The 12,856-nt window shown below is 62.2% G+C and carries 10 protein-coding genes; all 10 read right to left on the bottom strand.

Annotated elements, in window-relative coordinates; genetic code table 11:
- Window positions 1–4: 4 nt before the first annotated feature.
- Window positions 5–652, bottom strand: a complete 648-nt coding sequence (locus KBY90_RS08980) for a hypothetical protein (RefSeq protein WP_254968240.1) — start codon at window positions 650–652, stop codon at window positions 5–7.
- A gap of 11 nt (window positions 653–663) precedes the next feature.
- Window positions 664–2,133, bottom strand: a complete 1,470-nt coding sequence (locus KBY90_RS08975; RefSeq protein ID WP_254968239.1) for a hypothetical protein — start codon at window positions 2,131–2,133, stop codon at window positions 664–666.
- 8 nt (window positions 2,134–2,141) lie between these two features.
- Entirely contained in the window at window positions 2,142–3,509 is a 1,368-nt protein-coding gene (locus KBY90_RS08970) for a sugar ABC transporter (protein WP_254968237.1), read from the bottom strand.
- 64 nt (window positions 3,510–3,573) lie between these two features.
- Window positions 3,574–4,416 (bottom strand): ABC transporter permease, encoded by an 843-nt coding sequence (locus KBY90_RS08965; protein ID WP_254968236.1) that lies wholly within the window; start codon window positions 4,414–4,416, stop codon window positions 3,574–3,576.
- Window positions 4,417–4,497: 81 nt separating this feature from the next.
- Window positions 4,498–5,412: a hypothetical protein gene (locus KBY90_RS08960; protein WP_254968235.1), complete on the bottom strand. Its 915-nt coding sequence runs from the start codon at window positions 5,410–5,412 to the stop codon at window positions 4,498–4,500.
- Window positions 5,413–5,512: 100 nt separating this feature from the next.
- A complete protein-coding gene (locus KBY90_RS08955; protein ID WP_254968234.1) occupies window positions 5,513–6,442 on the bottom strand; it encodes a sulfotransferase in 930 nt (309 codons plus the stop codon).
- Window positions 6,443–6,985: 543 nt separating this feature from the next.
- Entirely contained in the window at window positions 6,986–7,996 is a 1,011-nt protein-coding gene (locus KBY90_RS08950) for a hypothetical protein (RefSeq protein ID WP_254968233.1), read from the bottom strand.
- Between the two features lie 185 nt (window positions 7,997–8,181).
- Entirely contained in the window at window positions 8,182–9,063 is an 882-nt protein-coding gene (locus KBY90_RS08945) for a phytanoyl-CoA dioxygenase family protein (RefSeq protein ID WP_254968232.1), read from the bottom strand.
- A 23-nt stretch (window positions 9,064–9,086) separates the two neighbouring features.
- Window positions 9,087–9,623: a DUF1997 domain-containing protein gene (locus KBY90_RS08940; RefSeq protein WP_254968231.1), complete on the bottom strand. Its 537-nt coding sequence runs from the start codon at window positions 9,621–9,623 to the stop codon at window positions 9,087–9,089.
- Entirely contained in the window at window positions 9,620–12,391 is a 2,772-nt protein-coding gene (locus KBY90_RS08935) for an RNA helicase (RefSeq protein ID WP_254968230.1), read from the bottom strand. Before KBY90_RS08935 ends, KBY90_RS08940 begins: the two co-directional genes overlap by 4 nt.
- Between the last annotated feature and the right edge of the window lie 465 nt (window positions 12,392–12,856).

The following is a 12,856-nucleotide window of genomic DNA, read 5'->3' as shown; positions in this document are numbered from 1 at the left end:
GGGCTCAGCCGCCAGCAGAACCCCGGGCCCGCTTCCCTCTCGGTGACTCCCCTGCAGGCGCCTTCCTGGGCTTGCCCCCGCCCATGGCCGCTGCAGTGCCGGCCTTCGTGGCTGATCCGGTTGGCGCAGGGCGTGCGCCAGGCGGGGGGGGCGCCGCCAGGGGAGGAATGCCCGCCTTGTCGAAGAGTTGCTCCAGCTCATCGACGTAGGCCGTGAAGGCCTCCAGCTGCAGGGCTTCCTGGCGCAGATCCCTGGGCAGCTCGGCCCAGGGATCCTTGCGCCCGGCCCGCAGCCGCCGTTGACGGCGCTGCTCGACCGCCTTCTTCAGCAGCTCGTGATACGGAGGGTGCTGAGGATCCTCCAGCAGTGCCCGGGTGAGCTTCTTGATCGCCTGCACCGGCTGCTCTTCAGCCAGGTGCGCCTTCACCTCGGCCGCCGTGGTCCTGCGCAGCTCCTTCCACTCCTGCAGGCTGCGCTTCCGTCCAGCGCCGGGCAGCAGCAGTGCCTTCGGGGAGGGACGTGCCGTCTTGGGCCAGCGGGCGGGAGGCGTCTGGCGTCCACGCACCAGATCGGCCAGGCGCTTGAGCGGTGTCAGCAGCCGCTGGCGCAGGGTGCGCCGTTGAGGCTTTCTGGCTCGGCGCGGGCGCGGCATCCCCAGGGGGCTCAACGATGCAGCGACTCTACGGGGCCCGCCCCTGCAGCCTCCAGCTGCCGCCGGGCAGCGCGGGCCACACCGATCCAGGCGGGATCGCTCCACGGCTCGAACCCTCCCGCCCAGGGACCGCTGTCGGCGAGCAGGTCCTCTCCCTGCCTGAGGTCGGCACTGAACGGGGCCTCGATCAGCACCCAGCGCCAGATGGCCCCTGCCGGCAGGGGCAGATCCCTCACGGCCGGTTCCCACTCGAACGGCGCCCAGATCTGCACCGGGACTGCAGCCTGCAGTCGCTCATACCAGCCGGCGGACCAGGCCGGAGCGTCCGGCCAGTGTCCTTCAAATGGTGCCGGATCCGCCAACACCAGATGGCGGCTCACCCCGGCCGGCACCGCCTGCAGGGCATCCGGGGCGAGGAGGAGCTGGGCGGGGCCCGTGGGCAGGGGCGGGGCGGCAGAAAGAGCCTCACGATGCAGCTGCAACCTCCAGGTCATCAGCAACTGCCGGTACTGCCGGTTCCAGAGCAGGTGATCCGCCACCACCAGGGGGCGGTGGTCCTGCGCCTGCGGCGCCACCCAGGGCCAGGTGAGCCATGGCTTGGGGCCGGCGAAATGGACGACGGAGAGGTTCTCGTGGCAACCCTCCAGGAAACGCACGAGATATTTGACATTGCAGTTGAAATTCAGCGGCAGCAGCTCCAGCGGCTGATCGGCGAGCAGCAGGTTCCACACCTTCTGATCGGCGAAGCGGTCCAGCAGAGGACAGACGGGCTGCGAAGCCTCACGGATCAAGGCGGCGAAGCGCTGCTCAAGGGTGTCGTTCAGCGCCTGCCCCGGAATGGAGATCACCCCGGAATTCACCACCGGCCGGCGGGTGGCTGGCGTCACAGCCGCCCAGGGGCGATCGCCGCAGTCCGGAACGGCCCTGAAGCGTTCACCCGGCGCCCAGAGCGGATCGAGGGCGCCGGTGATGAGCAGGTCGGCATCGAGCACCACCACCCTGCGATGGCCGCGCAGGGCGAGGGCATGACCGTTGAGGTAGCCCAGCAGACCGACGCGCTCCCGGTTGGCGGAGTCCCGAGGCAGTTGATCGGCCCAGGGTGTCTCAGGCACCACGAACTCCACAGGTGCATGGATCTGCCGGAGGCGACGCTGCAGGAAAGGTCCGATGCTGCCGTCATGGGCCACCACGAAGTGGGATGCCAGCTGGGGGTAAACGGCCCGCAGGCTCAGCAGCAACGCCTCCAGGCCGCGGCAGAAGCGATCGTTGGCGACCGTGAGAAAGGCGACATCCGGGCCTGGATCGTGAGGCTCCAGAAGCGTGAGATGGCGCTGGGGCCAGTAGCGGTCTCCCAGAAGCTCGAGATCGGAGCGCCGCAGGGAGGAAAGCTCGGCTGCATCGGCCCGGAGCCGCTGTGCGCGACTCAGGGCCTCCTGTTCGAGCCGATTGCGGTCGAGCCAGCCGTAGGGCGGCAGTGTCAAGGGCTGGTTCAGCGCCGGCTGATGATGCCGAGACTGAAGGAGCCGATGCCCCAGAGCAGCACAAGGCCACCGATCACACCCAGGAAGCCCTTCCAGCGCCAGTCGTAGGACTGCTCTGTCGGCTGCTGGGGATCGGCAAGGCGCACCAGGAACTTGAGCTGCTGCTGAACCCGCTGACGGCTGGAGTCCGCTGAATTGATGGCTCCCTTGAGGGCTTCAGTGGCGAGCAGCACCTCGGTCTCAAGCTTGGAGGACTCGGCCAGAAGCCGGTTGAGGTCCCGTCCCTCCGGGTTCACAAGGAGCTCGCGCTCCTCGCGGATCTGCCGTTCCAGTTCACGCACCTGGTCTGTGACAAAGGCCACCTCAGGTGTTGTGGGGTCGCGGAACTGGCGCTTGAGGCTGGCCTCCTGCACCCGCAGGTCCACGAGTTTGCTCTCCAGCTCTGAGATAAAGCTGCTGGATGCGGACGCCGCCTGGGAGAGATTGACCTCGCCGTACTGGTTCTTGAAGCTGTTGAGCGCCTCGTTGGCCTTGTCCAGCCGCTGGCGGGCTCGCTCGACTTCCTGCTCGAAGAACTGTTGCTGATTAAGGCTGATGGTGGAGTTCGAGCGGTTGAGAAAGTCCTCGGCTTCCCGGAGGAGGAGCTGGTTGAGCTTGAAGGAAGCTTCAGGTTGAAGGCCGACGGTGGTGAGGTTGATCACACCACTGAGGTCCTGCGGAACCACCATCACCTGGCGGCGGAAAAAGGCCAGCTGCTGATCCACAGAGGCACCTTCCGGAAGCCCGGCGAACGGATCACCGGGCTTCCTGCCCCAGGAGTCCTCGGGCTTCAGCTGCAGAAAGACTCGCCGCATCACCTCAGGAGAGGTGAGGTACACGGCCAGGAATCGACCGTCCTCGAGAGAACCAAGCATCGTGGGGCCTGCAAGGGTTGTGCCCAGCAGGGTTCCCGTGGTTCCAGCAGGAGCCTGGGGGAGGCGGACGATGAAGCTGGAGTCGACCTGGTAGCGATTGCGACCGATGGAGAAGAAGTAGATCGCCGAAGCCCCCAGCACCAGGCCAGCCAGCAGAACCGGAAGTGGAATCCGCAGGATCGGCTCCAGGGGGGCTTTCAAACGGTCGCGAAGCCGCCGGCGCGGTTCGTCGGGCGAGGCAGCAGGGGCATCGAAGCCTGGCACCAGGTCGCCGCTGCCGGGCAAACCAGGCAACTGGGCACCTGAAATCAGGGACGTCGACCAGCCCCTGGCACGGGCCAGAGCGCGGTTGGCGATATGAGCGGCCAGATCACCAACTGCACGGAGCTCGTCCCGCAGGGAACGCCCCCCTGCACGGGCGCGTCCGTCGCGGATGCGGATTCCTCGGGTCTGCTGAATCATCCCTGACCCTCAGCACAAAGCCGACCCAGCGTATCAGCGAGATCAAGGCTGGTGGAAGGGGCACTCACAGCTCGTCTCCCGGGCGCTCAGTGCCAGCGAGCTGCTCGGGACTGTAGAGCAGCTCTTCGTTGTTGCCATAGATGAAAAGACCAAAGCCTATGGAACCCACAACCCAGACCCAGAAATAGATGGCACTTACGCCAGGAATTGGATAGGCAGGATTAAAGCTTTGGCGAAGGAGCTCGACGCCATGAGCAATGGGGTTCCAGAGAATCCAGTGGCGAAATTCAATAGGAATAATCCGGATCGGGAAGAAAATACAAGAGGTCCAAAGCAGGATGCGTCGCAAGACAGATTTGATTACCCATGCCACGAAAGGGAGGCGATGGCCCACGATTAAAGTGCTGAGTCCAAGCCCAAAACCGAGCATGGCAATTCCAAGGAACTGAAATATTGCAACCCCTGGCGAATAGAGAATTGCACGCCACTCCCATGCGGCAACGCCCAACACAAAAACCAGCATCATCGTACCGAAGATCTGCGTGGTGAGCAGAGCGTTACCCATCAACGAATCGAGAGGACGAAGGCGCCTATAAAAATAAAGATCACCGCCCTTCTGAACCCCCGAAATCGCCTTAATTGCGATATCGGCAAACATGAAGAAAGGTATGAAACCCAGCGCCAACCAAAGGACAACATTTATATAATCACCCTCGCCACTGCTGCGAATCAGGATTCGCAGAGCCAGGAAGGTGGCGATCAGTGCGAGGGGTTCAAGGAACACCCCGGCAACCCCGAAAAGCCCCTTCGCCGAACGGAGCTGGAGCTCGCGCTGAGCGACAGCGCCGACAATTCTGATCTGCAGCAACAGCTGCGAGAGGGCGAGTCCCAAGGACCGGCGAATCATGTCAATGCCGGATCAGCTGCATACCATGCTATCGGACTGGCTAGCCCCCTGCAGCAGACCCAGATCCAGCGGCATGGCAAGTCAGACAGGCCGGTCCTGCCGGTTGGACGCAACGACGGATTCAGAAAACGGCATTGAACTGCTGCCGGGGAACAGGTCAGCATCGCTGTAGGACTCCTGAGCATCCTCCATGTCTGGGTCTTCGGAATCGAAGTCATCTCCTTCCACATCGGCGACGAGGCGGGAAATGCGGGCATTGACACGCTGCCTGCGCTCAGCCTTCAAGCGCTGGGTTTCTTCTTTGACCATCAGCTGACAAACCTCGGGGTCACCTCGATAAGCCAGTCGACCGTCGAGAATCACCATCCCCTCATCACAGTAATCCAATGCCAGGCGGTTCTGCCCTGGAGCTGCAATCAGAAGAGTGCGTCCGTCAATCCTCCGTTCAAACAAATCTCGAATCCGAACAGAAGCCGGATGAACAGCGCGGTGGTCCCAGCCGCTGATTTTGCCGACAAGAGTCACATCGAACTCAAAGGCCAGCGAAACAGCTAGTTCAAGACTTTTCCGCATCGGTACTCGCCATGAGCTCAATGGCTCATGAAAAGTGCGGTCATCGGCACCGGTGAGCTCTTGAATCAGCAGTAAGTCATGTTCGATGCTGCCCGATTGGCTGTAGATCTCTGCGGCGAAACGGGCATTCATGTAGCCGGAAAGCTTTTTGTGAAATGCCTGGTTGGCGCCCAGCGGCCAGGAAACCAGTCCATGATGCAGTACTGAGCCCTGATCAGGTTGCTCGACTCCAGAAAGACAATCCAGCAAAGTTCTGGCTTCATATGGATTGACGCTGAAAATGGCTATGCGCTGACCTCGATGGACATCAAGATCAAGATCCACAAAAGCCTTCTTGACCTCACCCACTCCATGCGCCAAAAACTTTGATGCCTGCCTGGCTTCAAGCACAATGCTGCCATGCGCTGAGGCAACGTTTTGCATCCCAGAAAGTTCGTCCACAACTACAGTATCATGCTAATTTGAGCAGACAGACTGTCAACCCCACACAGAAGGGGACTAGGCCAATGACTCATAAGACATGTCACCAAACCCAATAATCCGGATCTTTTCCTATGTAGTCGAGAAATAATTCAGCATCCGGCTTCAGTAGATTTGCGATTTTGTTCCGCATCTTAGCGGGGAAATCAGGAACCTCGACGAAGGCGCGGCCCTTATCGCCTGCCTCGTTCACGCGAGGCAGGCGTCCATCGTCAAGCAGCAGCTCAGGGCGAGCAGAAGCACCAAGGAACGTCAACAGATCAGAGAGTACGCGGCTAGGGTCCTCGATAAGATCTTCGAAAGTGATGCAGTGAATTTGATCATCGGGAAAGTACTTTCTGAACTCTTCAATTCGAGAAAAATATTTTGAACATCCAAGAAGCAAGTCCCTGGCGCGACGGTTCGACAGGATATCCTGAAAGTCAACATAGTCAGGACGGCGACCTTTAAGGTGGCGCCACTGAGAAACAAGGCGATCAATGGGATGGCGCACAACATAGATTATCTTTACATCAGGAAGATAGCGATGGATCAGCCTTGGTGCGTAACGAAACGATCCCAAGGTGCTGGCATACATCGTGCTTGCTTCTCCTCGGAACATAAACCCGCGGCCCGGACGGAAAATCTTTCGATACCAACGCCAGCCCTTGGCATATCGTCGGCCAAAGAACTTAGGCTCCTTAGGGCGACTCAGAAAGATATCGGGGTGGCGTGGAAGGATTGTAGCTAGAGTTGTAGTAGCTGACTTGGCGGCACCGATAATGATGAAATTGGGAAGGTAGTGGGCTCCCTTGCGCGCCTGATTCTCGTGAAGGCCCCGCAACCCCTGCTCGATCTTGCGATGCACCTTGTTTCTGGGGAGCAATGGAATAAAGCGGGGGAGAAAAGAAGTCTTAGGGAACCTCATTAAGAAAGAGTGAATGGTGAGAACCAGAGATGACGCCAAGCCAGGTTGACTGATGTCGATATTCATGCGCCGGACTGACTAACGACGGCGCTGCAGAGGCCAGGCAGTGGTCGTGAAGCGAAGGAAAACGTGCTTCTCCAGAGGCAGAGGCGCATGCCGACCTAAACATTCAGGCATTGATCCGCTGTCTACAACAGTTGGGAGCGAAGGAAAGCTGGCCGATGCGCTCTTCAGTCAGCACACTCAACATAGCACAGCACTGCAGTCGACTGCCATGGCACTCAGTCTCCCAATTCAAGGCATTTCAATAGCACAGACAATCACTACTAGTCGGCATTAATCCAACCACCAGAGCAGTGATTCAATCACGACACGAGGGGAGGCATTCACCAGAAGCCTCAAGAAATAGCACGCCAGAATCAGCGGAGAGAGATCATCGCCCTATGGGCAGCAACCCATCATTCCCGACACGAATAACATTGATCCAGGAAGGAAAGTGTTTGAGATGGCAGACATTCTGCCAGGAGCACAGATGACCATCATTGGCAGGGCGATAAAAGAATGCAGCAATCGAACCACTGCAAGGAAAACCCTGGTTCATCATCCCATTCAGCGCCTCTGGACTCTCAATCCCTCAGCCAGCAAGCGTTCCGACAGCGCAACAAGTTGGTGGCGTTCTCCTTGTGAGCGAGGCCTAATCGGACTGAGCTGGGGCATGGGGCGATGAAACACATCGCGCCAGGAGCAGCCCCACACCCGTTGTGCAAAGCGATCGTTACTGGCACCATAGCGATTCTCCAGACTGCACAAGACCTGCTCATCAAGTCCTTGAAATGGCTCATTCTGCCAACCCTCCTTGAGGGCAATGGCCTCCAGGGACTGGCGGATTCGCGCCTTGCAGGCAGCATTTCGCCAGGCCTGAGGATGATTTTGACGCAGCTTTCGTGCAATTCGAAGGGCAATCCATACCCCCTTCCAGCCTGGCTGAGGGTTGATCCGTTGAGTCAGAGGCATTAGGCCTGCGCAGTCAACAAGGCCAAGAGCGCTCAGCAACCGCTCACAAGGATCACCTTCAGCGGAAAGAAAGGGGATGAACGTGCAATGCACTCGATCGCAATCCAGAGCCTCTCCAAACAACTCTTCAAAATCACAAGCACTCTCTCCGCTCGAACGCATTACCTGGGCAACATATGACTCAAAGGATCGAGTGAAATAAAGACGCTTGATCAACTGCGTATAGCGCGAATTCAAATAATCGGGCTGGTCTCGCAGAAAGCCAACCAACTTCAGTTGAAAGCCACGCTGATCCAGAAAATCCAGGAAACAAGAGAGTATGCTGCTATTATTGGAGCGGCTAGGCTGGCCAAGCAGCAAGGAAAGAACCTCTTCCGAAATCAGCGGCCGCAGCTTCTTTCTCTCTGCTCGGTCCAACAGTTTCTGCCAAGGCTGCATGTTTCCTTGGCGCAGAGCATTGACCAACTGGAGATGGTCGCGCCGGGTTTTCGGATAAAGCAGCTGGTGCCGAAGCAGAAACGACTCATTCCGCTTAAGCCGATGCTGGATATAGGTTGATGCCGTTTTGTGAATCCCTACATGCAAAAACAGTGAAGGCGCGTTCAAGTGATGGGATCCTGGCGTGACTGAAGCTTAGGGTGCATCGCAGAGCCTGGATCCAGTGTCACCACTTGATTCCTCCATGATCGACCGGGACAGTGATGAGCTGCGCCTCAAGGCAAGCCCATAAAAGGAGGCTTATTGTCGTTCGCAGACCCATCGTGCTGCCCCGCATCTCGCAGAGCATCCGGTCATGGCTTGAATACGTTGACGAGCACGGCGCGTCGTGCAGACGGCGCCTGAGGCAAGCCGCGGTGAGCGCCATGCTGGGCTGAGATCACGAGATCGCCAGGCTCTGCAAAAATCGGCAGCGCATGCTTATCGCTCACCTGGCGATATTCATGCAGGTTAAATTGATGATCTTTATTGAAGGCCTGGTTGCGTCGCCGCAACAGCACATCGAGATGGGATCCTGGGATGTAGCAATAAGGTCCGTCCTCCAGGGATCGCACCGGTGTGAGATACACGAAGGTCTTCACCTTCAGACCTTGGCCATCGCAATGGAAGAAGCGGGTGTGACGCACACCCCGGTTCACGTAGAGGTTGCGGCAGGACACCTCAAGCTTCTGTCCAAAAGCCAAGCCGGCCAGATCAGCCACTAACCGCTCATGCAGGCAGCTGAGAATCGGCTCCCGCAGCTCTGCCGCCAGCTCCTCGGGATGGAATACATCCATCATTCCGTCGTCTTCGCCATGACGAACGTTGATCACCGGCTGAACACTCTCCTCAAGGGCTTTGTACCCCTTCAGCACGCGGTGCTGATCACGGTTGAGCAGCGCCACCGGATGGGACTGACCGGGGGCCAGGGCAGAGACCTCAGCCCAGGTCCGCTCAGCCAGGGCGGCGATCGGTTCCAGGACGTCAGGGTCCACGGCCCGGCGAATCACCAGGATGCCGGTGCGAGCCAGGGTGAAGGCCGCCAGGCGGAAGCGCAGCCGCCGACGTTCCAAGGCCTGAAGTGACACCGTGATCGACTGGATCGCGCGTTCGAGCCCTGCTCCGGAGCGGAGCTTCGGCGGGCCATAGAGCGGCGGTGCCTCCTCAGGCAGGGCCATCGCGGCGGAGACAGTCACGTTGCTGCGATCGCAGATTGAGGTCATTGTGCAACCTCCACGGGTCCAAGCCAGGCCTCAGCCCGGCGGCGCAGGCCCTGGTGGCAGCGACGCTCGAGGCGATCGAGCAGCTGCTGCAGGCCGAGACTGAGCACCGGGCCGGCCACCACGACGGCCGCCGCCGGCAACTCGGCCCACACCAGAGCTTCGGCCTCCAGCACCACCCCACGTTCCGGAGCTCCGGCGTCCAGCTCCCTGGGCCTCAGCCAGGCCTCCAGGCCGAACTGCAGCCGCTCCTGCCACTCCCCCAGGCCCTCCACCCGGCTCTCCAGCTGGCGCAGATGCAGCACCCCCGCCTGCCAGCGCGCCTCCAGACGCACATGGGGCTGCAGGGTCCAGCCGGCCACGCCGTAAGGGCGCGACACGTAGTCGTAGCGATGGGGGCCGGCCTGGTGCAGACGGTCGGGGTGCAGCAGGCCGCGCAGGGGCCGGATGGGACGGGAGAGAAACAGGGCCAGCCGCTCGGTGCTGGCGGGCGGGTCGAGCGCCACCCGGCACAGCCGCCGCCGCTCCAGCCTCATGGCAGGTCGCTGTGGGGGCTGGCGAAGGCCGGCGGTTCCGGCAGCACGTCGGCCGAAGGCGGTACGAGATCCTCCAGCTCGCACACCGGGAAGCGGTTGATCGCCCGCAGGGCGCGGCGGGCGTTGTCGCGCAGCTGCTGGCTCACGGCTTCGGCGTAGGGGATCTGGGCCAGCAGGTCGACGGTGCGGCGCATGATGCGCACCACATCACCCTCATCCAGCGAGGTGTTGGCGATCAGCTCGCTCCAGCCGGTGCCCCGCGCCCAGGCCTCCACCAGACCGGTGAGCTCCGGCTCCCACCAGATCGGGAAGGCCACGTGGGCCCGCTCCTGCTGGCGCCCCAGCTCGCGGCGCAGGCCGCGCAGATCGTGCAGGGCCTCCTCCACCGCCGGCGGCGGCGGCCAGCCACACCACAGATCGGGCCGGTTCACCTCGGTGGAAATCGCCTCCAGCACGGCGGCGAGCTCGGCCGGGTGGAGATCGTCGAGGTGGCCGCTCATCAACGCCAGCCCCAGCCAGAGCTCGTTGTCGCCGCGCAGGGCGGCCACGGTGCGGCCCACCTCGGTGGGCTCGAGGCCATCGGCACCGGCCAGGGCGCCGAAGTGGCGCAGCACCTCGATCAGGGCCAGGAAGGTGTCCCAGTGGCGGTTGGAGCGGAAGTGCAGCAGCCGCCGCAGTTCCTCCAGTTCGGCAGCCAGCTCCTCGATGCGGCGCCGCCGCTTGCTGAGCTGGCGGCGGTCGTCGCGGCGATGGGCGGGGTGCAGTTCGAGTTCCTCCTCCAGCTGCTGCACCAGACGCGCCTGGGCCTGCACCTCGGCGGCCAGGTCGTACTGGGGGGTGGCCATGTCGTGGCGGCGGGCACTGGAGGCCACCGCCAGGGCCAGACCGGCGCTGGCCTCGGTGCCGTGGTGGTGTTCACCGAGGCGCTGCAGCTCCGGCGGATCGATCTGGCTCACCTGCAGGCAGCTGAGTTCGGCGTGCAGACTCACCACGGCGCTGCAGGGCACCAGGATCCAGAGGTTGCTGTCGGTGAGGCAGAGCAGCAGCGGGAACTGACCGGGCCCGGGCACCTTGGACACGATCACCGCCGGGGTGACGCGGCCGTGCAGCGGCGGCGCCTTGAGGCTCACCAGCGTGCCTTCGCTGGCGAACTGCAGGGCCAGGGTGAGCTCGTGGGCGAGGGTCTCCTCGGCCTGGTGCTGCAGTGTGCGCAGCAGCCGGCGCTCTTCCCGCAGGCGGCCGCGCCGCTTCTCGTAGTCCTCGAGGTCCTCCCAGGGAACGGCATCGGCACCGGTCTCCAGGCTCTGCAGGTGCTGTTCGAGCTCGGCGATGCGGGCCTGGTCGTCGGCCAGATCGAGGGTGGCCAGGTAGCGGCCAAAGCTGCGCTCCACCAGCTCCTTCGCCTTGGCGAGGTCGTAGCGCTGCAGCAGGTTGAGCACCATGCCGTAGCTGGGGGTGAACTGACTCACCAGCGGATCGGCCGGCGCCAGCGCCAGCTGACCCGCCTCGCGCACCCCCTCGAAGCGGCTCTGCACCGTGACCACGTAGCCCTGGGAGTCGAGCCCGCGGCGGCCGGCGCGGCCGGCCATCTGCAGGAACTCGCTGCCCATCAGGGGCCGGTGGCCGCGCTCGGTGCGCTTGGAGAGGGCCGAGATCACGGTGCTGCGGGCGGGCATGTTGATGCCGGCGGCGAGAGTTTCGGTGGCGAACACCACCTTGATCAGGCCCTGCTGGAACAGCTCCTCGATCAGCTCCTTCCAGGCCGGCAGCACGCCGGCGTGGTGGGAGGCGATGCCGCGCAGCAGCGGCTCGGCGTGGCCCTCGCGAACCGCCTCCGGGCTGGCGGCGATGAAGGCGTCGAGTCGCGCCTGGATGCGGCCCTGCTCGTCGGGAGTCACCAGGCAGAGCTTGCCCAGATCGCGCACCCCCTTGTCGCAGCCGCGGCGGCTGAAGATGAAGTAGATGGCCGGCAACATGTCGCGCTCGGCCATGCGCGCCACCACGAAGCCCAGGGGGGGCGCCTCGGGCTGGGGCGGCCGGGGCACCTTTGGGCCATTGCGCCGGCTGCCCTTGGGGGCCCGCCAAACCTTGGCGTTGGGGTGCAGGTCGGTGCCGGCCTCGTTGAGCAGGGGGTGCAGGCCCTTGGCGCTGCAGAAGCTGAAGGCCAGCGGCACGGGCCGGTGGTCGCTGTGCACCAGCCGGGTGGGACCGTGCACCCGCTCGATCCAGTCGGTGAGCTGGCCGGCATTGGCCACAGTGGCCGAGAGGGCCACCAGCTGGATCGAGGGTGGGCAATGGATGATCGACTCCTCCCACACGGTGCCCCGCTGGGAGTCGTTCATGTAGTGGCACTCGTCCAGCACCACCGCCTCCACCCCCGCCAGGGGGTCGTCGTCGGGGTGGTCAATCTCCGCGTAGAGCATGTTGCGGAAGATCTCGGTGGTCATCACCACCACCTGGGCCTCGCGGTTCAGGCTCATGTCGCCTGTGAGCAGCCCCACCCGCTCGGCCCCGAACTGCTCGCGGAAATCGCGCAACTTCTGGTTGGAGAGGGCCTTGAGGGGGGTGGTGTAAAACACCTTCTGGCCATGGGCCAGGGCGCGATGGATGGCGTACTCGCCCACCAGGGTCTTGCCGGAACCCGTGGGGGCGCTCACGACCACCGAGTGCCCCTGGTTGAGGGCGTCGATCGCTTCGAGCTGAAACGGGTCGAGGGGGAAGGGGAAGAGGGCCGCCAGGTCGGGCCGGCTCTGGGCGGCGGTGGTCATGTTGAGAATCTAGATGAAAGCCAGAGGAACAGCTGCTGAGGGGGAAGGCTTGAACAGATGCCAGTCTCAGCGATTCAGGGAAGAAGACGCAGGACCGAAGCGCCACTTGAAGAGCAAAAACAAGACCATGCAGAATCAACAACGCCCATGAGAACGCTCAGCCCAGTCATGGCTTAACAGCAACCGGCGCCAAGAACAGAGTGGCAGAGTACAATCAAAAACAGTCCAGAAAGGAAGATCAGGACTGAACGGAAGCAAATGCAGAGGACAGAACTCTGTCTCACAACGACAAGAGGTTTCCGCGAATGCCCATTGCGCGACCAGCCTGCACCATGACGAGAACAGAATAAGGACAGCCAAAATACAGAATTGCCGCTTAGCGGCCTGGCTGCGAAACGTGGCAGGTGAACCCTAACCATGCGCTCCACGCAGGTCGGCACCAAAGGGCAATGAAAACTATGCAAG

The organism is Cyanobium sp. CH-040 (assembly GCF_024346135.1).
Classification (GTDB): Bacteria; Cyanobacteriota; Cyanobacteriia; order PCC-6307; family Cyanobiaceae; genus NIES-981.
The sequence above is the reverse complement of the archived record's forward strand: the minus strand, read 5'-3'. Positions and strand labels throughout refer to the sequence as shown.

Bases quoted from the DNA above. Each gene is read 5' to 3' on its own strand.
- KBY90_RS08980 (WP_254968240.1), bottom strand. From the start codon at position 652: ATGCCGCGCCCGCGCCGAGCCAGAAAGCCTCAACGGCGCACCCTGCGC.
- KBY90_RS08970 (WP_254968237.1), bottom strand. From the start codon at position 3,509: ATGATTCAGCAGACCCGAGGAATCCGCATCCGCGACGGACGCGCCCGT.
- KBY90_RS08965 (WP_254968236.1), bottom strand. From the start codon at position 4,416: ATGATTCGCCGGTCCTTGGGACTCGCCCTCTCGCAGCTGTTGCTGCAG.
- KBY90_RS08960 (WP_254968235.1), bottom strand. From the start codon at position 5,412: ATGCAAAACGTTGCCTCAGCGCATGGCAGCATTGTGCTTGAAGCCAGG.
- KBY90_RS08955 (WP_254968234.1), bottom strand. From the start codon at position 6,442: ATGAATATCGACATCAGTCAACCTGGCTTGGCGTCATCTCTGGTTCTC.
- KBY90_RS08940 (WP_254968231.1), bottom strand. From the start codon at position 9,623: ATGAGGCTGGAGCGGCGGCGGCTGTGCCGGGTGGCGCTCGACCCGCCC.
- KBY90_RS08935 (WP_254968230.1), bottom strand. From the start codon at position 12,391: ATGACCACCGCCGCCCAGAGCCGGCCCGACCTGGCGGCCCTCTTCCCC.